The organism is Phenylobacterium sp. (assembly GCF_004799515.1).
GTDB lineage: Bacteria > Pseudomonadota > Alphaproteobacteria > Caulobacterales > Caulobacteraceae > Phenylobacterium.
Genome location: NZ_SSMX01000048.1, coordinates 1 through 21,332 on the forward strand (window position 1 = coordinate 1; position 21,332 = coordinate 21,332).

The 21,332-nt window shown below is 71.2% G+C and carries 19 protein-coding genes; 11 read left to right on the forward strand and 8 right to left on the reverse strand.

The features are described 5' to 3' along the window. The 10 genes from E8A49_RS19630 to E8A49_RS19675 form a co-directional block, all read left to right on the forward strand. On the forward strand, positions 1–1,102 hold a 1,102-nt coding region (locus tag E8A49_RS19630; protein WP_293385646.1), incomplete at its 5' end, for a 30S ribosomal protein S1. Between the two features lie 130 nt (positions 1,103–1,232). Further along, on the forward strand, positions 1,233–3,194 hold the full coding sequence (locus tag E8A49_RS19635; RefSeq protein ID WP_293385649.1) for a DUF3857 domain-containing protein: 1,962 nt from the start codon (positions 1,233–1,235) through the stop codon (positions 3,192–3,194). A gap of 153 nt (positions 3,195–3,347) precedes the next feature. Beyond that, entirely contained in the window at positions 3,348–3,638 is a 291-nt protein-coding gene (locus E8A49_RS19640; protein WP_293385652.1) for an integration host factor subunit beta, read from the forward strand. A gap of 42 nt (positions 3,639–3,680) precedes the next feature. After that, positions 3,681–4,130: a large-conductance mechanosensitive channel protein MscL gene (mscL, locus tag E8A49_RS19645; RefSeq protein WP_293385655.1), complete on the forward strand. Its 450-nt coding sequence runs from the start codon at positions 3,681–3,683 to the stop codon at positions 4,128–4,130. Between the two features lie 7 nt (positions 4,131–4,137). Continuing rightward, on the forward strand, positions 4,138–4,785 hold the full coding sequence (locus E8A49_RS19650) for an acyltransferase (protein WP_293385658.1): 648 nt from the start codon (positions 4,138–4,140) through the stop codon (positions 4,783–4,785). A gap of 39 nt (positions 4,786–4,824) precedes the next feature. Continuing rightward, positions 4,825–5,466 carry a phosphoribosylanthranilate isomerase gene (locus E8A49_RS19655; RefSeq protein ID WP_293385661.1) on the forward strand — a complete coding sequence of 214 codons (642 nt, stop codon included), beginning with the start codon at positions 4,825–4,827 and terminating at the stop codon, positions 5,464–5,466. A 9-nt stretch (positions 5,467–5,475) separates the two neighbouring features. Further along, on the forward strand, positions 5,476–6,711 hold the full coding sequence (gene trpB, locus E8A49_RS19660; RefSeq protein ID WP_293385664.1) for a tryptophan synthase subunit beta: 1,236 nt from the start codon (positions 5,476–5,478) through the stop codon (positions 6,709–6,711). Positions 6,712–6,724: 13 nt separating this feature from the next. After that, on the forward strand, positions 6,725–7,558 hold the full coding sequence (trpA, locus tag E8A49_RS19665) for a tryptophan synthase subunit alpha (protein WP_293385666.1): 834 nt from the start codon (positions 6,725–6,727) through the stop codon (positions 7,556–7,558). Positions 7,559–7,562: 4 nt separating this feature from the next. Then, positions 7,563–8,489 carry an acetyl-CoA carboxylase, carboxyltransferase subunit beta gene (accD, locus tag E8A49_RS19670; RefSeq protein ID WP_293385669.1) on the forward strand — a complete coding sequence of 309 codons (927 nt, stop codon included), beginning with the start codon at positions 7,563–7,565 and terminating at the stop codon, positions 8,487–8,489. A gap of 25 nt (positions 8,490–8,514) precedes the next feature. Next, positions 8,515–9,834 (forward strand): folylpolyglutamate synthase/dihydrofolate synthase family protein, encoded by a 1,320-nt coding sequence (locus E8A49_RS19675; RefSeq protein WP_293385672.1) that lies wholly within the window; start codon positions 8,515–8,517, stop codon positions 9,832–9,834. A 125-nt stretch (positions 9,835–9,959) separates the two neighbouring features. Here E8A49_RS19675 and trxA read toward each other — a convergent pair whose 3' ends face one another. The 8 genes from trxA to E8A49_RS19715 form a co-directional block, all read right to left on the reverse strand. Then, complete coding sequence (gene trxA, locus E8A49_RS19680) at positions 9,960–10,298, reverse strand: thioredoxin (RefSeq protein ID WP_366928841.1); 339 nt, start codon at positions 10,296–10,298, stop codon at positions 9,960–9,962. 84 nt (positions 10,299–10,382) lie between these two features. Then, positions 10,383–13,826: a double-strand break repair helicase AddA gene (addA, locus tag E8A49_RS19685; RefSeq protein ID WP_293385675.1), complete on the reverse strand. Its 3,444-nt coding sequence runs from the start codon at positions 13,824–13,826 to the stop codon at positions 10,383–10,385. After that, positions 13,823–16,792: a double-strand break repair protein AddB gene (addB, locus tag E8A49_RS19690; RefSeq protein WP_293385679.1), complete on the reverse strand. Its 2,970-nt coding sequence runs from the start codon at positions 16,790–16,792 to the stop codon at positions 13,823–13,825. Before addB ends, addA begins: the two co-directional genes overlap by 4 nt. After that, positions 16,789–17,505 (reverse strand): nucleotidyltransferase family protein, encoded by a 717-nt coding sequence (locus tag E8A49_RS19695; protein ID WP_366928842.1) that lies wholly within the window; start codon positions 17,503–17,505, stop codon positions 16,789–16,791. Before E8A49_RS19695 ends, addB begins: the two co-directional genes overlap by 4 nt. Continuing rightward, positions 17,502–18,593, reverse strand: a complete 1,092-nt coding sequence (amgK, locus tag E8A49_RS19700; protein WP_293385681.1) for an N-acetylmuramate/N-acetylglucosamine kinase AmgK — start codon at positions 18,591–18,593, stop codon at positions 17,502–17,504. Before amgK ends, E8A49_RS19695 begins: the two co-directional genes overlap by 4 nt. Further along, complete coding sequence (gene tsaE / locus E8A49_RS19705; protein WP_293385683.1) at positions 18,590–19,045, reverse strand: tRNA (adenosine(37)-N6)-threonylcarbamoyltransferase complex ATPase subunit type 1 TsaE; 456 nt, start codon at positions 19,043–19,045, stop codon at positions 18,590–18,592. Before tsaE ends, amgK begins: the two co-directional genes overlap by 4 nt. Further along, a complete protein-coding gene (locus tag E8A49_RS19710) occupies positions 19,042–19,926 on the reverse strand; it encodes a 1-acyl-sn-glycerol-3-phosphate acyltransferase (RefSeq protein WP_293385685.1) in 885 nt (294 codons plus the stop codon). Before E8A49_RS19710 ends, tsaE begins: the two co-directional genes overlap by 4 nt. Positions 19,927–20,258: 332 nt before the next feature. Next, on the reverse strand, positions 20,259–20,432 hold the full coding sequence (locus tag E8A49_RS19715) for a hypothetical protein (protein WP_293385687.1): 174 nt from the start codon (positions 20,430–20,432) through the stop codon (positions 20,259–20,261). Between the two features lie 91 nt (positions 20,433–20,523). On the opposite strand from E8A49_RS19715, the gene E8A49_RS19720 reads away from it, so the two are divergent. Continuing rightward, positions 20,524–21,332, forward strand: an 809-nt coding sequence (locus tag E8A49_RS19720) for an aldehyde dehydrogenase family protein (protein ID WP_293385693.1), incomplete at its 3' end; no start/stop codon positions are given.

Here is a 21,332-nt window from a genome sequence, read left to right on the forward strand (position 1 = left end):
AGTCCGCGAAGGCGTGGTCAAGAACATCACCGACTACGGCGCGTTCGTGGACCTGGGCGGCATCGACGGCCTGCTGCACGTCACCGACATGAGCTGGAAGCGCGTCAACCACCCGAGCCAGGTGCTGGCGGTGGGCGACACGGTCAAGGTGCAGATCGTCAAGATCAACCCCGAGACCCAGCGCATCTCGCTCGGCATGAAGCAGCTGCAGTCCGACCCGTGGGACGGCGTGGAAGCCAAGTACCCCGTGGGCGCGAAGTTCACCGGCCGCATCACCAACATCACCGACTACGGCGCCTTCGTGGAGCTGGAGCCGGGCGTCGAGGGCCTGGTGCACGTCTCCGAAATGTCCTGGACCAAGAAGAACGTCCATCCCGGGAAGATCGTCTCCACCTCGCAAGAGGTTGAGGTGGTGGTCCTGGACGTCGATCCGTCCAAGCGCCGCGTGTCGCTCGGCCTCAAGCAGGCCATGGCCAATCCTTGGGACGCCTTCCTGGCGGCTCACCCGATCGGCTCGACCGTCGAAGGCGAAGTCAAGAACGCCACCGAGTTCGGCCTGTTCATCGGCCTCGACAACGACATCGACGGCATGGTGCACCTGTCCGACCTCGACTGGGCCACGCCCGGCGAGGAAGCCATCGCCAAGTACACCAAGGGCGACATGGTCAAGGCCAAGGTGCTGGACGTCGACGTCGAGAAGGAACGCATCTCGCTCGGCATCAAGCAACTGGCCGGCGACCCGATGCAAGGCGACACCTACCGCAAGGGCCAGACCGTCACTGTCACCGTCACCGAGATCACCTCGGGCGGCATCGAGGTGAAGTTCGGCGAGGACGACGCTCCGATGACGGCCTTCATCCGCAAGTCGGATCTCAGCCGCGACCGGGCCGACCAGCGTCCGGAGCGCTTCGCTGTCGGCGACCGCCTGGACGCCCAGGTCTCCAACGTCGACAAGGCCGCCCGTCGGGTCAGCCTTTCGGTGAAGGCCCTGGAAATGGCCGAGGAGAAGGAAGCCATCGAGAAGTTCGGGGCTTCGGATAGCGGCGCCTCGCTGGGCGACATCCTGGGCGCGGCTCTGCGCGAGAAGGCCCAGAAAGACTAAACCAAAGCCGAAATCCCGACATCGTCGGGGTCTAGTAGAGATGACGGCGGGCCGAGCGATCGGTCCGCCGTTTTCTTTTTACCCTTGCGCCCTATCGTGGCGCCACGTGTCCGCCCCCGGAGACCGCGCCTTGCCCCTGCGCCTCACTTTCGCCGCCTGTCTCGCCCTGCTGGCCGCCGCCCTGGCGCCGCCGGCGCTGGCGAGCGCCGACCAGCCGCTCTATGGGCCGCCGGCCGCCTGGGTCGACGTGGCGCCCATCCCGCCGCCGCCGGCGGAGGAGGGCGCGCCGGCCAACCAGGTGCTGCTGGACGACCACCAGAGCCGGCTCGACCCGGCCGGCGACGCCTTCTACGTGCGCCGGGTGATCAAGATCCTGAAGCCCGAGGGCCTGGCCGGCGTGAAGTCGCTGAGCGTCCTCTGGAGCCCGGACACCGAGAGCATCACCTTCCACACCTTGAACATCATCCGCGGCGACCAGACCATCGACCTCCTGGCCGACCGCAAGGCCGTGCTGGTGCTGCGCCGCGAGACCAATCTCGAGCAGGCCAGCCTCGACGGCCGCATCACCGCCTCGCGGCAGGTGGACGGCCTGCAGACCGGCGACATCCTCGACTTCTCCTACACCCGCACCCGCTCCGACCCCGTCCTGCAAGGGCACTCCTTCGACGCCGAGGGCATGGCCTTCTCCGGCACGGCCGGGCGCTATCGGGTGGTGGTCTCCTGGCCGAAGGGCGATCCGGTGGCCTGGAAGGCCACCCCTGGCTACGGCGCGCCGGTGATCACCACCGACAAGGACGGCCGCACCAAGCTCAGCCTCGACAAGACGCTGATCCAGGCGCCCAAGCCGCCGGTGGGCGCGCCCTTGCGCTTCCGCCGCGTGGGGCTGATGGAGATCACCAGCTACCAGAGCTGGAACGAGATCTCCAAGCTGATGGCGCCGCTCTACGCCAAGGCCTCGGACATCTCCAAGACCTCGCCGATCAAGGCCGAGGCCGACGCCATCGCCGCCAAGACCAGCGACCCGGTGGCCCGCGCCTTCGCCGCCCTGCAGGTGGTGGAGGACAAGACCCGTTACTTCTTCCTAGGGATGGGCGAGGGCGGCTACGTACCGGCCAACGCCGAGGACACCTGGGCGCGGCGGTTCGGCGACTGCAAGGCCAAGACCGCCCTCCTGCTGGCCCTGCTCAAGAACCTCAACGTCGACGCCGAGCCGGTGCTGGTCAGCCTGGGCGCCGGCGACGGCATCGACGAGCTGCCGCCGTCGCTGGCGGCCTTCAACCACGTCATCGTGCGGGTGAAGGTGAAGGGCCAGTCCTACTGGCTGGACGGCACCCGTACTGGCGACACCAATCCCCAGGCCATGCACGCCCCGCCGCACAAGTGGGGCCTGCCGGTGCGGGCCCAGGGCGCGACCCTGGAGCAGATCGTCGAGCCGCAGATCAACATCCCCACGGTCTCCACCATCACCCGCCTGGACGCCTCCAAGGGGCTGGAGACCCTGGCGCCGGCCAAGATCACCATCGTCTATTCCGGCATCCTGGCGACCCAGATGCGCTCGACCGTGGCCCGCACGCCGCGGGCGGACGTCGAGCGCACCTTCCGGCAGACCTTCTCCAACGCCGCCACCGGCATGGAGATCGAGCAGGTCGCCTGGCGCGACGACGACGCGCGCGACCTGTTCATCGTCGAGCTCACCGGCACCGATGACATGGACTGGCGCAAGAATGAGGACCTGAATGTCCGCGAGTACCGGGTCAGCACGGGCGCCGCGCCCCGGCCCTTCCCGCGCCGCGATCCGGGCCCCAACCAGGACGCGCCCTTCGCCATCGGCTACCCGTCCTTCACCCGCAGCCGCACCGAGATCGTGCTGCCGAACGGCGGCCAGGGCTTCACGGTGCGCGGGCCCACCGGCGTCACCCACGTGGCCGGCGTCGAGATCACCTCGGGCACCGGCATCCAGGGCGACGTGGCGAGCTTCACCGTCGACCAGCACGCGATTACTCCGGAGATCAGCGCCGCCGACGCCGACGCCGCCAACCGCGAAATCCGCAAGCTGCGCGACGTCGACAGCCTGGTCCGCGCGCCGGCCTGACACCGGCCGGCGGCCTGTGACGTACTCGCCTCGCTCGCCTGGGTTGCGCCCCAAGACGGCCGGACAAGCTTGACCATAGGCCGCGTAAACCCTTTTTACGCCTTGAATACACTGGCGGACTCGCCCATGGTCACGCCGGTTCCTGGGGGCCGCATGATCAAGTCCGAGCTCATCGCCAAACTCGCCGAAGAGAATCCGCACCTGACCCAACGCGACATCGAGCGTGTCGTGAGCGTGGTCTTGGAGCGGATGATTCAGGCGCTGGAGGGCGGCGGCCGGGTGGAGCTGCGCGGCTTCGGCGCGCTGTCCGTGCGCTCGCGCGACGCCCGCGCCGGGCGCAACCCGCGCACCGGCGAACCCGTCGACGTCCGCGCCAAGCACGTGCCGTTCTTCAAAAGCGGCAAGGAGCTGCGCGAGCGGCTGAACCTGTCCGGCGACGAATAGGTTTGGCGTCCGCCACGCGCGGTTCTAGCTCGGAGCCTGCCCATGAGTGAGCCAGCGAAAGTCAAACTCAGCATCTTCGGTGAGTTCCGCGAGTTCATCGCCCGCGGCAACGTCGTCGATCTGGCGGTCGGTGTGATCATCGGCGCAGCCTTCAACGACATCGTCAAAAGCCTGGTCGACAACATCGTCATGCCGCCGATCGGCGTCCTGTTGTCCGGCGTCGACTTCTCCCAGCTCAAGGTCGTCCTGAAAGCCGCCGATCCGGTGAAGAAGGCGGCCGAGGTCGCCATCCAGTACGGCCTGTTCCTCAACACCGTGATCCGGTTCGTGATCGTGGCCTGGGTGGTCTTCCTGCTGGTCAAGGGCGTCAATGCCATCCGCCGGCGCGAGGCTGAGACGCCCACCGCTGAAAAGCCGGCCCCGCCGCCGCAGGAGGCGCTGCTGATGGAAATCCGCGATCTCCTGAAGGCCCAGACGCCGACGGGGTCTTAGGCCCGCGATGGACTCCGACCTTCCACCGGGTTGGGAGGTCCATCCGAGCACGGTCCTCGACCTGAAGAGCGACCTGAAGGGCCGCGTCCGCATCGAGGGGCTTGGCTGCCGAATCGTGGTCGGCGCCAACGTGACCTTCGAGGCGACGATCCGCATCTTCCCCGGGGTGACCGACGCGGTCGTCGAGGTGGGCGACAACTGCTCGATCGGCGGCGTCATCCGCCTGGTGCGGGGGGACGGCGGCCTGATCAGCATCGGCGAGGACACCACCTTCAACCAGGTCGGCTTGTCGATGCACGAGCGCGGGCGGATCGTATTCGGCCGCGACTGCATGCTGTCGACGGACATCCACATGGACCCTAGCGACATGCACCCGATCTTCGACCGCGTGACCGGCCAGCGGCTGAATCCGCCCCAGGACATCGAGATCGGCGACCACGTCTGGCTGGGGACGCGGGTTCTGGTGCTGAAGGGCGCGCGGATCGGGGACGGGGCGATCGTGGGCGCGGGATCCATCGTGTCCGGCGTGCTGCCGCCCAATACCCTGTCGCTCGGTTCGCCGGCCAGGGTGGTGCGCGAGAACGTGGCTTGGACGCGTGAGTTCGACGCGTCAGCTGACATGACCCTGCCGCCGGGCGACGTCACCGTCGGCTGACCCTTGCGTCAACCGCCGCTCGCCCCCTAATCCAGCGCCATGGGCGTCCAAACCAAGATCTGCGGGCTATCGACGCCCGAGGCCGTGTCTGCGGCCCTGACCGGCGGGGCGGCGTTCCTGGGCTTCATGTTCTTTGAGAACAGCCCGCGCAACCTGGCGCCTGACGCCGCCCGGCGGCTGGCGCAGCCCGCGCGCGGCAAGGCCAAGCTCGTCGCCGTCATGGTCGATCCCGACGACGCCGAGCTCGACCGGGTCGCCCAGGTCCTCCAGCCCGACCTCATCCAGCTGCACGGCAAGGAGACGCCGGCCCGCGCCCGCGCCGTCGGCCAGCGTACGGGCGCCGGGATCGTCAAGGTCTTGGCCGTGTCCGAGGCCGCCGACCTCGCCGCCGCCGCCGACTATGAGACTGTGGTCGAGCACCTGATGTTCGACACCAAGCCGCCCAAGGGCGCCGACCGCCCGGGCGGCCACGGCGCGGCCTTCGACTGGAGCCTCCTGGCCGGCCGCCGCTTCCAGCGGCCCTGGTTCCTGGCCGGCGGCCTCGATCCCTGGAACCTCGGCGAGGCGGTGCGCCTGTCGGGCGCGCCCATCCTGGACGTTTCCTCTGGCGTGGAGCGCGGTCCCGGACTAAAGGACCCCGCCTTGATCGCCGCGTTCCTCGACGCCGCCAAACGCGCCTAAGAAGCCCCCGTGAACGCGTCCCATCCGTCTTCGCCGACCCGGCCCAACGACTACACCGCCTATCCCGACGCCAATGGGCGGTTCGGCGACTATGGCGGCCGCTATGTGCCCGAGACCCTGATGCCTCTGGTCCACGAGCTGGACGCCGCCTACCGCGCGGCCAAGGCGGACGAGGGGTTCCAGGCCGAGCTGGGCGGGTTCCTCAAGCACTACGTCGGCCGGCCCAGCCCGCTCTACTTCGCCGAGCGGCTGACCGCGCATTTCGGCGGGGCCAAGGTCTATCTGAAGCGCGAGGAGCTGAACCACACCGGGGCGCACAAGATCAACAACTGCATGGGCCAGATCCTGCTCGCCATGCGGATGGGCAAGACCCGGATCATCGCCGAGACCGGCGCGGGCCAGCACGGCGTGGCCACGGCCACCGTCTGTGCGCGCTTCGGCCTGCCCTGCATCGTCTACATGGGCGCCGTCGACGTGGAGCGGCAGAAGCCCAACGTCTTCCGCATGAACCTCTTGGGCGCGGAAGTCCGGCCGGTGACCTCGGGCTCGGCCACGCTGAAGGACGCCATGAACGAGGCGCTCCGCGACTGGGTGACCAATGTCGAGGACACCTACTACCTGATCGGCTCGGCGGCGGGCCCGCATCCTTATCCGGAGATGGTCCGCGACTTCCAGGCGGTGATCGGCGTCGAGAGCCGGGCGCAGATCCTGGAGATGGAAGGCCGGCTGCCGGACGCCGTGGTCGCCTGCGTCGGCGGCGGCTCCAACGCCATCGGCCTGTTCCATCCGTTCCTCAACGACGAGGGCGTGAAGATCATCGGGGTCGAGGCCTCGGGCCATGGCATGGGCACTGACAAGCACGCCGCGGCGATCAACGGCGGCCGCCCCGGCGTCCTGCACGGCAACAAGACCTATCTGATCCAAGACCCGGAGGGTCAGATCACCGAGGCCCATTCGATCTCCGCCGGCCTCGACTATCCGGGCATCGGGCCGGAGCATGCCTGGCTGCACGACGTGGGCCGCGCGACCTACCTGACCGCCACCGACGACGAGGCGCTGGAAGCCTTCCAGCTCTGCTCGCGGCTCGAGGGCATCATCCCGGCGCTGGAATCGAGCCATGCGCTCGCCCGCCTGCCGGAGATCACCAAGGATCTCGGCAAGGACGGGATCGTGGTGCTGAACCTCTCCGGCCGCGGCGACAAGGACGTCGCCACCGTGGCCGCGCACCTGGGGCGTGAAGCTTGAGGGGGCGCGAAGCTTGAGCAAGGACCGCATCGACGCCCGGTTCGCCGCGCTGAAGGCCGAGGGCCGCGCGGCCTTCGTGGCCTATGTGATGGCCGGCGATCCGGACGCGGCCACGGCGGCGAAGATCCTGGCCGGCCTGCCGGGCGCGGGCGCCGACCTGATCGAGCTGGGCTTCCCGTTCTCCGACCCCATGGCCGAGGGGCCGCCGATCCAGCGCGCGGCGCAGCGGGCGCTGGCAAACGGCATGACGCTCAAAGGGACCCTGGCGCTGGCCCGCGGCTTCCGGGAGACCGACCAGGCCACGCCGCTGATCCTGATGGGCTATATGAACCTGCTGGTCACCTGGGGGATCGAGGCTTTCGCCCATGACGCGGCCGAGGCCGGGGTCGACGGGCTGATCGTCGTCGACTGCCCGCCGGAGGAGGCCGAGCCCCTGGCCGACGCCCTCGACGCCGCCGGCGTCTCGCTGATCCGGCTGGCCACGCCGACCAGCGACGACGCGCGCCTCAAGACCATTATTCGCCGCACGTCGGGATTCGTCTATTACGTCTCCGTGGCGGGCGTGACGGGGGTCAAGGAAGCCGAGGCGGATGTGGTCGCGCCGCACGTGGCGCGGGTGCGCAAGGCGTCCGGCCTGCCGGTCGCCGTGGGCTTCGGCATCAAGACCCCCGAACGGGCCGCCGCGATCGCGCGGGTGGCCGACGCGGCGGTGGTTGGCTCGGCCCTGGTGGACGCGGTCGCCGAAGCGATGGAGATGAACGAAGACGTGACCGAGCGGGTTCTTTCCAAAGTGAGTTCCTTGGCTAAGGCTGTGCGCTCCGCGCGAGTCGGCCAAACGACGGTCTAGAACCATGGCGATGGCTGAGAAGAGAAACGACAAACCGGAGCGCCCTACGAGCGCCCCTCGCGAGCGGACCGGCTGGCTGTCCCGCATCGCGCCTGGCGTGCGCAACGCCTTCTCCAAGCGTGAGACGCCAGAGAACCTGTGGGTCAAATGCCCCGACACCGGGGAGATGATCTACCGCCCCGACCTGGAGGCCGCGCTCTGGGTGACGCCGAGCGGCCACCACATGCGCATCGGGGCCGCCGCGCGGCTGCGCTACACCTTCGACGACGGCGTGTTCGAGAAGATCGAATCCCCGGTGGTCGCCGACGACCCGCTGAAGTTCCCGGACGTGAAATCCTATCCGGACCGGCTGAAGGCCGCGCGCAAGGCGAGCGGCGAGCAGGACGCGCTGGCGCTGGGCTACGGCCATATCAAGGGCCAGCCGGCGGTGGTCGCCGTGCAGGACTTCAGCTTCATGGGCGGATCGCTGTCGATGGCGGTGGGCGAGGCCTTCATCAAGGCCGCCAAGGAAGCCGTGAAGCGCGAGGCGCCCTTCGTGATCTTCACCGCCGCCGGCGGGGCGCGGATGCAGGAAGGGACGCTGTCCCTGATGCAGATGGCGCGCACGACCCTGGCGCTGAACGAGGTGAAGGCCGCCGGCCTGCCCTACATCGTGGTGCTGACCGACCCGACCACCGGCGGCGTCATGGCCTCCTACGCCATGCTGGGCGACGTCCACCTGGCAGAGCCCAACGCCCTGATCGGCTTCGCCGGCCGCCGGGTGATCGAGCAGACCATCCGCGAGACCCTGCCGCCGGGCTTCCAGCGCGCCGAGTTCCTGATGGAGCGCGGCATGGTGGACAAGGTGGTGACCCGCGCCGAGCTGCCGGAGGTCCTGGCCTCGATCCTCGAGACCCTGATGATGGGGCGCGCCCAACGTCCCGCCGCCTGATGTGACTGCTCCGGGTATTCCGGCCGTGGACCACGACCCCATCCGCGCGTCCGACGCGGTGATCCAGCGGCTGCGCGCCAATCATCCCAGCCTGATCGACCTGACCACCGGACGGGTGGAGCGCCTGCTGGCCGCGCTCGGCCATCCGGAGCGGCGCCTGCCGCCGGTGATCCACGTGGCCGGCACCAACGGCAAGGGCTCGACGGTGGCCTATCTACGCGCCATCGCAGAGGCGCAAGGCCTGCGCGTCCACGCCATCACCTCGCCGCACCTGGTGCGCTTCGCCGAGCGCATCCGCATCGCCGGAACGCTGATCAGCGACGAGGCGCTCGAGGCGCTGACCGAGCGGCTGGAGAGCGCCAATGCCGGCCAGCCGATCAGCTTCTTCGAGATCACCACGGTCCTGGCCATCGAGGCCTTCGCGCAGACGCCGGCCGACCTTTGCCTGGTGGAGGTGGGCCTGGGCGGCCGCTTCGACGCCACCAACGTCTTCGACGCCCCGGCGGTCAGCGTGATCACGCCCGTCGACTACGACCACATCGAGCTGCTCGGGCCGGAGCTGTCCAAGATCGCCTGGGAGAAGGCGGGGATCATCAAGCGCGGCCGTCCGGTGGTCGCCGCCCGCCAGCCGGACGAGGCGCTGGAGGCCATTGAGCGTGAGGCCGACGACCGCATGGCGCCCCTGTTCCTAATGGGGCGCGACTTCGACGCCTGGGAGGAGCGTGGCCGGCTGATGGTGCAGATGCCCGACCGGCTGCTCGACCTGCCCGCCCCCAGCCTGTTCGGCGGCTACCAGTTCGACAACGCCGGCCTGGCGGTGGCCGCGGCGCTGACCTTCGACCACAGCCTGGGCGAGGACGCCCTGGGCCGTGGCGTCTCCTCGGCGGTGTGGCCGGCGCGGTTCCAGCGGCTGACAAAGGGTCCGCTCGCCGAGCTCGCCAAGGCGCGGGGCTCGGACCTGTGGCTGGACGGCGGGCACAATCCGCACGCGGGCCGCGCACTCGCCGAAGCCGCCTCGCGCCTGGTGGACCGCGACCCGCGTCCTCTGGTGCTGGTGGCCGGCATGTTCGCCCGCAAGGACGCCGAGGGCTATTTCCGCCCCTTCGCCGAAATGCACCCGAAGGTCTTCACCACCACCTTCGACAGCGAGAACGCCGCCACCCCCGGCGATCTGGCCGAGGCCGCGCGCCTGGCGGGCCTCAGCGCCGAGCCGGTGGCCGATGTCACGGAAGCGGTCCGGAAGGCCCTGGACGGCCCGGGCCCGGCCCCGCACGTCCTGATCTGCGGCGGCCTGCACTTCGCCGGCGAGGTCCTGGCCATGAGCCCGGAAACCTGGCCGACGTGATTTGCAATATGCTCCCCACAGGGGGAGCTGTCGCGGAGCGACTGAGGGGGTTCCACCAGCCGAGTCTGCGGCTGAAACCCCCTCCGACCCCTCGGGCCGCCTCCCCCTGAAGGGGAGGATCTAGGCTAGGCCGCCGCCGCCGAGACGCCGGCTTCGTTCAGCCATTCCAGGATCTTCTGCTTGGGCATGGCGCCGACCTTCATGGAAGCCATCTGGCCGTCCTTGAACAGCATCATGGTCGGGATGCCGCGCACGCCGTAGCGCGAGGGCGTGGTCGGGCTCTCTTCGATGTTCAGCTTGGCGATGGCGATCCTGCCGCTCAGCTCGGCGGCGATCTGCTCCAGGGCCGGCGCGATCTGCTTGCAGGGGCCACACCACTCCGCCCAGAAATCGACCAGGACGGGGCCCGAGGCCTGCAGCACGTCCTTTTCGAAGGATTCGTCGGTGACCTTCACGGTGCTCATGAATTTCTCCTTGCGCGTCAGCCGCTTGGAAATCTCGGGCCAACGCCTCTCGATCCGCCCATGTAAGGGGCCGCGACCCTGGTATCAACCTGGACGGCCGAGGTCGGCAAGCGCTTTCGACAGCAGGTTTTCTGGGATCGGCATGAGCTTCGGCCCATCGGTCCAGACCAGGGCCGCCTCGATCCGCCGCTCGGGGAAGACCTCGGCCAGGACGGCGGCGTAGATCGCCATCTGGCGCAGATAGGCCGGGTCGGCGTCCTCGATTCGGGCCGGGCTCGGTCGGTTGGTCTTGAAATCGGCCACCAGCACGCGGTCCGGCAGCACCACCAGCCGGTCGATGCGGCCGCTGACCTTCAACCCCGGCGGCAGGCCAGCGGCAGATCCGGCGATGGCCACCTCGGCGCGGGAGCCGGGCCCGAACACCTCGGCGAAACGGGGATCGCGCAGGACGGAGAGCACGGCGTCGGCCATCTCCGCGCGCTGGGCGCCCGTGAGGTCGCGCTCGCGGGCCAGGAGGGCCTCAGCGCCCGCCGCCCAGGCGTCCGGCTCCAGGTCGGGCAGGATCTGCAGCAGCCGGTGGATCAGGTCGCCGCGCCGGAAACGGCCGAGGCCGCCTGCGGCCGCCAACGGCGAGGCGGCGGGCGCGCTCACGCCCTCGCCCAGGTCGGAGGGCGAGCGGTAGCGGCCGAGCGTATCGGCGGCGGCGGCCTCGCTGGCCCAGGCGGGCAGGGCGGCGACGGCGGGGGCTTCGGCACGGGCGCCCTTCAGCGATCGCGGATCGGGGCCGTAGCGGGTCGCGACCACATCGCCGCAGGCTGCGTCGCGGCTGTGGCCAGCCACGTGCGCCTGGTCGAAGCCGGCGCGGATCTGCGCCCACCAGCCCTTCAGGCCCTCCTCCCTGCGGTTGGCGGCGATCCGGCCGCACAGCACCAGCCGCTCGCGGGCCCGGGTCAGGGCGACGTAGAGCAGGCGCTGCGCCTCCTCGCCCTCCTTGCGGGCGCGCAGATCGCGGGCCAGGCGCGAGGCCTCGCAGTCGGCCTTCTGCGAGACGCACCACAGGAAGCCCGCGTCCTCGGTCTCCAGCAGGGCAGAGCTGCGGCCGCCCGCCGCCGTGGTGGTCTCCGGCAGGAAGACGATGGGCGCTTCCAGGCCCTTGGCGCCATGGGCGGTCATCACCCGGACCTCGTCGCGGCCGGCCTCCAGCTCGCGCTTCACGGTGATGTCGAGGCCGGCCAGCGCATCGGCCAGGCTCTCGAGGTCGTGAATCCCGCGGGCCTCGGCGGCCAGGACCTGGGCCAGGAACTCGTCGAGGGCGTCCTCGGCTTCGCGGCCAAGGCGGCGCAGCAGGCGAAGGCGCATGGAGCGGCTGGCGCCGTCGCGCAGACCCAGCATACGGCTGTAGAACTCGAACGGCCGCTCGGCGCGCGCGGCCTCCATCGCGGCGGTCAGGAAGGCCACCGCCGCGGCCCACTCCGGCGCCTCGTCGGCGCGGGCCTGCAGGGTGCGCCAGAGGCTCTGCGGCCGGTCCTTGGCCAGGCGGTAGAGGCTTTCGTCGCCGACGTCGCAGAAGGGGCTGCGCAGCAGGGCGGCCAGCGTCAGGTCGTCGGCGGGGAACAGGACGAAGCGGGCCAGCGCCAAGAGGTCGTCGAAGACGATGTGGGCCGAGAGCGCCAGGCGGTCGGCGCCGGCCACCGGGACGCCCATCTGCTTCAGGGCCCGCAGGATCTCCTCGAACAGGCCGCCGCGCTTGCGCACCAGGATCAGCACGTCGCCGAACCGCGCCGGGCGCCAGCCGTCCGGGCCCTTCACCGCGTCGCCGCGGTCCACCAGAGCCTGGACCTCGCAGGCGATGGCGCGGGCCAGCCGTTTGTTGGCGCTTTCCTCAGGTTCCTCGTCGAGCGGCGTGGTCCAGGCGTCGCGCTCCTGGCCTTTGGCCTCCTTGAACAGCGGCCAGAGGTCGACGCAGCCGCGGTCCTCGGCCCGCATCGGCTCGTGCCGGAGCGCGTCCACGCCCGGGGGCACGCCGCCGGTGAACACCGCGTCCACATAGGCCAGCACGTCAACGGCCGAGCGCCAGGAGGCGGTCAGCGGCACGGCGCGTCCGGCCAGCTCGGCGGCGGCGATCTCGGCCAGATAGCGGCCGGTCTCGGCGTTCAGCCGCGCCGGGTCGGCGCCCTGGAAGGAATAGATCGACTGCTTGTCGTCGCCGACCACGAACAGGGTGCGCGGCAGGAGGCGGTCCTCGCGGCCGACGCCCGATCCCGCGAAGAACTCGCCGGTCAGCGCGCGGACGATGTCCCACTGGTCGGGGGCGGTGTCCTGCGCCTCGTCCACCAGGATGTGGTCGATGCCGCCGTCCAGCTTGAACAGCACCCAGGCCGCCGCCGGGCGGCTGGCCAGGAGCGCCTTGGTCCGCTCGATCAGGTCGGCGAAGTCCAGCGCGCCGGCCGAGGCCTTCTCCAGGCCGTAGGCGGTGAGATAGGCCTGGGCGAGCGCCAGGGCGTCCAGGGTGTCGGCGGCGACGCGGGCGCCGCGGATCCGCTCGCGGGCGATGGCCAGGCGGTCCTGCTCGTCCAGCAGGGCCTGGCGTAAGGCGTCCCGGCCATTGAGGCCGGAGGTCTTGGCGACCCAGGCGGCGGGCGCGCCCTCGCCCTTCTCGGTGAAGAGGGCGTCCAGCGCCTGGGCGAGCGCCGCGTCCGGATCGCCGGCCACGGCGGCCAGCTTGGCGGCGCACTTCTGGTCGTTGACCCCGCCGGCGGAGAGGACCTGGGCGGCCTCGCGCCACAGGGACCGGTCGAGCTCCGTCAGGGCCTCGGCCTCGAAATCCTCCGGACCCAGGCCCGGCGGAACGCCGCAGGCGTCCCAGACCCAGGCCTGCGCGCCGGCCAGGCCGCCCTGCGCCTCGAAGAACGCGCCGAGCGCCGCGCGGCGGGCCTCGAAGCCCAGGAACATCGTCTGGAAGGCGCCGAAATCCAGGGCCACGGAGAACCGCGCGTAGGCTTGCGCCACCATGCCCTCGCCGGTCAGCGCATGGCGCGCCACGGCCTTGCGCGCGCCGTCGGCGATGACGGCGGCCTGGGCGTCGTCCATCACCCGGAAGCCCGGTGAGACGCCCGCCTCCAAGGGAAAGCGCCGTAACAGCTTCTCGCAGAAGGCGTGGATGGTCTGGATCTTCAGCCCGCCTGGCGTCTCCAGCGCGCGGGCGAAGAGGGCGCGGGCGCGGGACAGGTCGCGGCCGGCCCGCTCGCGCGCGCCCTCCAGCTCGGCCAGCCGTCCGGTCAGGGTGACGTCGTCCATCACTGACCAGTCGCCCAGGCGGCCGAACAGGCGGCGTTGCATCTCCGCGGCGGCGGCCTTGGTGTAGGTGACGCAGAGCACCTTCTCCGGATCGACCCCGGCCAGCAGCAGGCGCGCCACCCGGTCGATCAGGGTCTTGGTCTTGCCGGAGCCGGCGTTGGCGGTGACGAAGGCGGAGATCGCCGGGTCGGCGGCGATCCGCTGCGGATCGTCATCCAGGGCTTCGCTCATTCGTCGCCCTCCTCGCCGCTGGTCGACCATTCGAAGACCCGGGCCAGGTGGTCGTAGTCGCTGGCGTACTGGTGGACAAACTGCGGGGCGGTGCGCGAGACGAAGGGCTGGGCCGGGTCCCAGTAGCGGGCGATCAGGGTCTTCAGGCCTTCGAGCGCGCGCTGGGCGGCGTCCGCGCTTTCCGGCCCGGCCGCAGCGCGGACCTCCTCGCGACCGGCGGGGCGGCGGCCGGTGATCTCCAGATAGGTCAGCTCGCCCGGCTCCAGGGCGCCGATCCCGCCGAAGCCGCCGTGCGCCAGGATGGCGGCGGTGAGGGTGAGCTGCGGCGAGAAGCCGGCGTCCACCACCTTCTGCGAGGGCGCCTTGCCGGTCTTGTAGTCGAGGATGTGGCCGAAGCCGGCAGGGTCGGCCTCGATGCGGTCGGCCTTGGCGGAGAGCTTGAAGGGCCGCCCGGCAATGTCGACGATCAGCTCGCCGGTCTTCTCCACATGGATGGCGCGGCCATCCTCCCGGCGGCGGGCCTCCAGATCGGCGACCCAGGCGGCGGCCTCGCGGGCGAGCGCCGTCTCGCGGGCCAGGGCCTCGCGCAGCATGCCGGCCTTGACCAGTTCGTCCAGGTAGAAGCCCTCGAAGATCGCCGCGGCGTCGGGCGGCAGGGCGGCGGGGAAGTCGAGGGCGAAGCGCTCGAAGGCCGCGTGGATCGCGGTGCCGCGGGCGCGGGCTTCCACGGGTTCATCGGGCCGCTCGATGGGGCGCAGCTTCAGGATGTCGCGCGCCCAGACCGCATAAGGGTCGCGGGTCAGGCTCTCGACCCTGGTGACGAACAGCGCCGTAGGCCGATCCGCGGCGGGCGGGACGGGCGCGGGCCTGCGGGCCGGCGCATAGTCAGCGGGCGCGTCCAGGCCGCGCGCCCAGTCCAGCACGTCCGGCCGGCCGGGGATCGCCACGCCCGCGCCCTTGGCCAGGGTCTCCAGCCGCCAGAGCCAGCGCGACTTCACCGCCGGCGCGCCCTCCCGGCGCTCGGCATGCAGCAGGATCACCTCCGGCGCGCAGGCGGCCTGGGCGAAGTCGTGGGCGGCGAGGCCGACACGCCGCTCCGGCGGCGGCAGGCCGAGCGTCTGGCGCATCGGCCGCGACAGGAAGGGATCGAGCGGCGCGCCTCTGGGCCAGACGCCTTCCTCCAGACCCGCGACGATCAGCCGGTCGGCGCGCACCAGCCGGGCCTCGATGCCGCCCAGGATGCGCAGGCGCGAATGCGTCGCCCCCCCGGCCCGCACCGTCTCGCCGGACATCAGCCGCTCCAGGAGGTCGGCGAAGCCGCGCGGGCTGGCGTCCGGCAGGCCTGAGGCGTCGGCGATCAGGCCGGCCAAGAGGCGGCTCATGGCCTCGCCGCCATGACCGCTCCAGAGACCGCCGGCGCCGCCGCGGTCGTCGGCGGCGAGGGCCTCCATGGCCGTGGCGATGGCGCGGGCGAAGTCGGCGGGCGGGGCGGCCTCGCGCGGCAGGGCCGACAGGATGGTTTGGAGCCGATCGGCCAGGGCGCGCGTGTCGGAATGTTCCGCCAGCCGCGCCTTCAGGTCGTCCCACGCCCAGGGCCGCGACCCCCGCAGGCCATGGCGCTCCAGGGCCTCGCTCGCGCCCAACTGGACGTAAGGGTGCTTCAGGATCGCCAGGAGGTTGACCGGGCTCAGCGGATCGATGGCGGCGCGCGCCAAGAGGCCGGCCAGGGCGCCACAGGCGCAACCGGCCAGCGGCTCGCCGGCCGAGCTGTCCGGGACGACGCCCCAGCGCGCCAGCTTGGCGGCCACCCGGCGCGCCAGGGCCTGGTCGGGCGCCACCAGGGCGGCGGTGCGGTCCGGCGTCTCCAGGGCCTCGCGCAGCAGGAGGGCTGCGACCGTGGCGGCCTCCTCCTCCGACCGCGCGCTGACCAGGGACAGGCCTTCGAGGCCGAAGGCGACGCCGTTGATCGCCTCGCCGTCGGCTTCGGTGTTCAGGGTCTCGATGATCCTCAGCCAGTCGGCTGTGCGTTCCGGCGGCCGCAGCGCCTCGTTGACCACCCGCTGGCGCCACCGGCCGCGGGCGGAGAACACCAGGGACGCCGGCCAGACCTCCACCCGGTCGCGTTCGACGCCGGCCTTGTCCAGCAAGCGCTTCATGGCCCCCTGCGGATGCTGTTCGCCGACCTCCGCCCAGGCCTCGTCGGAGAGCGCCTCGTCCAGGCCGGGCAGCACCACGCAGCCCTGCGGCGCGCGGGCGATCACCCGCAGCAGGGCGGCCGTCGCCGGCGCCGTGCCGGTCGAGCCGGCCGCCACCAGCACGCCCTCCGGCGGGCGGGCGTCCCAGGCCTCGGCCAGGCGGCGCAGCAGGCGCACCCGGCGCTCCGAGACGTCGATGACCCCGAGCGCCTTCAACCGCTTCGGCCATTCGGTGAGCGCCATCTCCAGGAAGCGGCGCGAGACCCGCCAGTGATCGGCGAGGTCGGCCTCCACCAGGCCCGCCAGCCGCTCGAACGGCTCCAGCTCCTCGATCTGCAGGCTGTCGAGGAAGCCGCCGAGCGCGTCGGCCATCTCCAGGGCCGAAGCGGCGGAGAGCTCGCGGCCTTCCAGCAGGTCCCAGTGGTCGGCGACCAGGCGGGTCAGCTCGAAGCGGCGGCGCAGGGGGTCGATGGCGGCGTCGAGGTCCAGCGCCAGGTCGCCGGGCTCGAAAGGCGGCTCGCCTTCCTCGAGGTCGCCCAACGGCCGCATCTGCGGCGGCAGGACGGCGCGGCCTTCCGCGGCGCTGACGAAGGCGTCGGCCAGCACCCGCGCGCCCCGCCGGGTCGGCGTCAGCACGATGGCCTGCGAGAGCGCCTGCGGTCCCTGGGGCGACAGGGTCTCATGCAGGCCGCGCGCCAGGTCCTGCGCGAACGGCCGGTAGGCTGGGATCGACCACCAGCGCGGGCCCGGCCGTTCAAACAGCGGGCTCACATCAGTCTGGCCTCGGCCGCGTCGCGGGCGGCGGGGTCGCCGACGTGCATCCAGAAGGCGTCCATGACCAGGCCATGGAGCCGGCCCTCGTCCTGCAGCCGGCGCCAGATCGGCACGATGGAGAAGGCCGCATCGCCCTGGCCGTCGAGGATCTGGGGCTTGAGGATGCCGAACCCGACATTGGCGAAGGGGCTCAGGACCTCGGCGGAGGTGGAGTGGGTCAGCCGCCCCTCGGCGTCCATCGCGAAGCCTTGCGGCCCCTCGAAGCCCAGGCCGTTGCCACGCGCCACCAGGAGCAGCAACAGGTCCATCCGCGCCGGGTCCCAGGCGGCCTTCAGCCGCTCCAGCACCGGCTCGCCGGTGTCCAGCCACAGGGAATCGATGTTGGCGACGAAGATCGGGTCCTCGCCCAGCAGGGCGCGGGCATGCTGGATGCCGCCGCCGGAATCCAGCAGGCCGGCCCGCTCGTCGGAGACCAGGATCTCCAGGTCGTGACGGGCGGCCAGATGCGCCTCCACCTGGTCGGCGAAGTGGTGGACGTTGACCACGGCGCGTTCGACGCCGGCGGCCTTCAGCTTGTCGAGCACCCGGTCGAGGAGCGCGCGGCCAGCCACCGGGATCAGGGCCTTGGGCGTGGCGTCGGTGAGCGGGCGCATGCGCGTGCCGAGGCCCGCCGCCAGCACCATCGCCGTCTTCGGCCCTGGCAGGATCACGCCCGCGCCTCAGGAGGAACGTGCCGGTCGAACCACGCCGCCAGGCCAGCCAACGCCGGGTCGGTCAGGTTGCGTTCCAGATAGCGCCAGGTGCGGGGCATGAAGGCCTTGTACTGTGTGCGGCCGAGCAGGGATTGCCGGGCGAAGACCCGGCCCAGGATGCGTGCGGCATTGGAGACCGCCAGCGCCCGGTAGTCGGCCAGGAAGCCCTCGCGGTCCATCCCTGGCCGCGCGGCGAGGTAGCGGTCGAGCATAGCCGCCTCCAGCGACGGGCTGATGTCACGCCGCGCGTCCTGCAACAGGTGCAGCAGGTCCCAGGCCGGATGGGCCTTCAGCGCATCCTGGAAGTCCAGCAGGCCGACCCGCGCCGGCCCCCGGCGCTCGGGCAGCCAGAGCAGGTTCTGGGCGTGGTAGTCGCGGTGGCAGAAGACCGATGCGCCCGCCTCGCCGCGCACCCAGACGGGCGCCCAGAGCCCGTCCCATTCGGCGGTCGCCGCCGCGCCGAAGGGCGCGAGGCCGGAGAACTTCGGCCACCACTCCAGGAAGGTGTCGGTGGCGACCTTCAAGGCCAGGGTGTCGTAGGTGAGCAGCGGCCAGGAAAGGCCGTCGGCGGTGAGCACGGCGGGCGGCGCGTCCTCGTGCAGCCGCACCTGGACGTCCACGGCGGCTTCGTAGAGCGGCGTTTCCGGCTGGCCGCCGGCGATCAGGGTGGCGAACAGGCCGTCGCCCAGATCCTCCAGCACCGCAAAGCCGTCCGCGACATCGAAGGCTGCGACCCGCGGCGCCGAGAGGCCCCGCGCGATCAGATAGGCCGCGGTGGTGACGAAGGCCGCGACGGAGCCCGCGGCCAGGCGCGCGGCGGCGTTGTAGCCCAGGGCCAGGCGCTCGGCCTCGGTGGCGCTCGGCGGGCAGACCGGGGTCTCCAGCACCGGCGGCTGGTCCATCAGGATCAGGGGCGCGCCGCCGGCCGGATACAGCCGCTCATAGCGGCGCGTCGAGGCGTCGCCGGCCAACGGTTCGCGCCGCGCCGCGCCCAGGCCGCAGCCCGCCAGGAACCGCGCCTTCTCCGCCTCCCGTCCCAGGCTCAATCCGCCATCCCTTCCGCCAGGTTCTCCAGACGCCCGGCCCAGGCGCCATGCGGCGTCAGCCGCGCGCGGCGGCTGTCTCCGTCGACAGCGATCTCTACATCGAGTCGATCCGCCGGAAGCTGGCCGGCCAGCCGCTCCGGCCATTCGATCACCGCGGCCCCGTCGTCCAGCGCCTCGTCCAGGCCAAGCTCATAGGCCTCGCCGGGCGAGGTCAGACGATAGAGGTCGAAATGCGCGACCTTCAAACCCGCGCCCTCATAGAATTGCACCAGGGTGAAGGTGGGCGAGGGCACGTCCTCGTCCGGCGTGGTCAGCGCGCGGACCAGGGCGCGGGCCAGGGTCGACTTGCCGGCCCCCAGCGGCCCGGACAGGCAGACCGCCTCGCCGGCGCGCAAGGCCAGCGCGATCGCCGCGCCCAACCGCGCGGTGGCCGCCTCATCGTCTAGGATCATGCGCGGGCTTCGGCGAACACCCGGTCCGGGTCGGCCGCCAGGCCGCGTTCGACGTAGTGCTTCAGCCGCAAGGTCGCCTCGATCGGGTCACCCTCCAACGCCTCTGGCGCGATCGGCGCGCCGACCGTCAGGTGGAAGGCGCGGCCCTCCTTGTTCAGGAACTCGTGGAACAGGGTGATGTCCCGCAGCTCGTTCGAGAACCGGTTGAAGAAGTGGAACAGGCCCGACCACGGCCCGGTCAGGTGGATCGGAACCACCGGGGTCTCGTACTTGCGCGCCAGGGACACCGCCGAGGGCTGCCAGGGCGGATCGCAGAGCGCGCCATCAGGCTGGCGGCGCGCCAGCCGCCCGGCCGGGAAGATCACCAGGCAGCGCTCGGCCTCCATGGCCTCGCGGGTGAGGATCAGGGTCTCGCGGGTGCGCTCGCGGGTGCGCTTGGCCTCCACCCACTCGACCGGGATCAGCACCTCGGTGAACTGCGGCGCGACCCGGTGGGCGTCGGAGTTGGCGTAGAAGCAGATGTCTGGCCGCAGCGGCTTCAGGGCGTCGTAGAGGGCGATGCCGTCGGCGATGCCGGTCGGATGGTTGCAGACCACGACGGCGCGCCCGCTTAGCGGCACGCGCTCCAGGCCGGTGGCGGTGACCCTCAGCTTCAGCTCGCCGGCGACATAGTCCAGGGCCTCGCCGCCCGGCAGGGCCGCGACGGCGTCGCACATGCGCACGGCCTTGCGGTAGTCGAGCAGCGCGTAGAGCAGGGGCCGCAGCAGCGGCCATACGGGCGTCGCCGCCAGCTTCGGCGCGCGCTCCTCGATCATCGCGTCGATGATGTGCGCGCGCCGGCGGGCGAGCCTTAGCGGATGGGCGGGCGAAGCGACCGTCATGATGCGGAGCGTCGCAGGCGCCGGGCGGATCGGCAAGCGGCGGGCGTTGGAGGACGCACCCGACGCCTCGTCATCCTCCGGTCAGCCGCAGGCTGATCCGGGGGACCCAAGCTGAGGTGCAGGCGTTGGAAGCGCCGCTTGGGTCCCCCGGATCGCCTCTTCGGGCGACCGGAGGATGACGAAGTTAGTGGGGGCCATCGCCGGTTCGAGGCCCCAAGGCTCCATCATCCATGGAATTCAGGGCGGATTGCATCCCGTAAGGATGTGGTTCGACTGGATTTCAATCCGAACGTCGAAGCGCTGAAAGCCTCCACCCCAAACGGGGGGAGGTTTTAGGCCTGGATATCCAGCAGCCCGCCCACACCGGGCGGCGGGGCCGGGCGGACCTTCTGGGCATTGCCGTCGGCGTCCGTCTCCTGGGCCTGGGGCGTCACCGGCGCGACCGGCCGCGCAGCCTGGATCGGCTGGTAATAGGTCGGCCCGGTGGGGATGGCGGAAACCTGCAAGGACGCACTCCGGAGCCCGAAGCTAGCCGCCAGCCGTTAATCGTTCATGAGGCGGGTTCACCTGCGCCGCGTCAGACGCTACATCCCCGGCATGCGCGAGATCATGCACTTCATCGACGGCGTGGCCGTCAAGGGGACCAGCGGCCAGCACGGCGAGGTCTTCAATCCGAACACCGGCGAGGTCCAGGCCCGCGTGGCGCTCGCGAGCATCAAGGAGGTCGACGCCGCCGTCGCCTCGGCGGTGCGCGCGCAGCAGCACTGGGCTCTGGTCAATCCGCAGCGCCGCGCGCGGGTGATGTTCGACTTCAAGCGCCTGGTCGAAGCCAACATGAACGAGCTGGCCGAGATGCTTTCCTCGGAGCACGGCAAGGTCATCGCCGACTCGAAAGGCGACGTGCAGCGCGGCCTGGAGGTGATCGAGTTCGCCTGCGGCATCCCGCATGTGCTGAAGGGTGAGTACACCGAAGGCGCCGGCCCCGGCATCGACGTCTATTCCATGCGCCAGCCCCTGGGCGTGGCCGCGGGCATCACCCCGTTCAACTTCCCGGCGATGATCCCGATGTGGATGTTCGGGATCGCCATCGCGGTGGGCAATTCCTTCGTCCTGAAGCCCTCTGAGAAGGACCCGTCGGTTCCGATCCGCCTGGCCGAGCTGATGATGGAGGCCGGCGCGCCGAAGGGCGTGCTGAACGTCATCAACGGCGACAAGACCGCCGTCGACGCCATCCTGGAGCATCCGGACATCAAGGCCGTGAGCTTCGTGGGCTCCTCCGACATCGCCCACTACGTTTATTCGCGCGGCACGGCGGCGGGCAAGCGCGTCCAGGCCATGGGCGGCGCCAAGAACCACGGCATCGTCATGCCCGACGCCGACCTCGACCAGGCGGTGAAGGACATCTC